This window comes from Paraburkholderia sp. BR10923 (genome assembly GCF_040948765.1).
GTDB lineage: Bacteria > Pseudomonadota > Gammaproteobacteria > Burkholderiales > Burkholderiaceae > Paraburkholderia > Paraburkholderia youngii.
Genome location: NZ_JBFPKO010000136.1, coordinates 1 through 878 on the forward strand (window position 1 = coordinate 1; position 878 = coordinate 878).

Annotated in this window: 1 protein-coding gene; it reads right to left on the reverse strand. The window is 61.0% G+C overall.

Annotation, left to right across the window (positions count from 1 at the left end; translation table 11 throughout):
- Positions 1-755 (reverse strand): IS5 family transposase (locus tag AB3X94_RS41770; RefSeq protein ID WP_368594409.1); only part of this gene is annotated, 755 nt, incomplete at its 3' end.
- Between the last annotated feature and the right edge of the window lie 123 nt (positions 756-878).

Genomic DNA, 878 nt, shown 5'->3' on the forward strand with positions numbered 1-878 from the left:
CGCTTCGTGCGGGCAATCAGTTCCTGCAGCTCAGCTCGCCTGTTATCAACCACCGTGTCGAGTTGCCGTTCGACGTCGCGCATGACCCGACCCACCCGCGAGCGCAGGGTGCGCAGTGCCTTTCCCATCCGCCGGTACTGCTTCGCATGTGCGTAGCGGCTGATCTGGGTGGCCAGACGCGGCGCTTCGCGGTTGTAGTTCTGCCGCAGCTTCAGGCCGTGCCGCGCAGCTGCCTTCACGAGGTGTTCACGACAGCGCTCCAGCAGCCGCGAGTCAGTCGGATGTGCGATCGCCTTGGGCATCACGGTCGTATCAACGATAACCCGTTTCGCGCTCGACGCCTTGATCACTCCGGCACGCTTCGCCGCGTCGATCGTCTCGGCCAGCAACTCCTCAACGCCGGCTTCGCCCAGCCGTTTGCGCCACCGCGTAAGGCTGGACGGATCGATCGGCGGCTCGGTCTGCAGGTACGTCTCACCCGTAAAAACCTGCCAGTACGGGTTCTCTACCCATTGCCACACGACATCCTCGTCCGACAGGTCGAAGGCGTGCTGCAGATACAACAGACCGGCGATCAGTCGCGGCGACGTCGCGGGCCTGCCTTTGCCCGACACGAAGCTCGTGCTCATCGACGCGCCTAGCCGCTCCCAGTTGATCAGTTCGGCCAGACGTACCAGTGGATGCTTAAGGTTGATCTGTTCGCGCAGTGGATGCCGGAACAGATCCTTCTCCGTTACAGGTGCCTTTGGACCCATCTGAACCTCGTCAGAATTTGCAGGCTATGTGAAGCAATATGCCAGGTCTCTGCAATTCCAACAACACGATTTCTACCCGGAAGCCCAGCTACTCAAGGCTCTACGGATTGTTCAGGACGGACT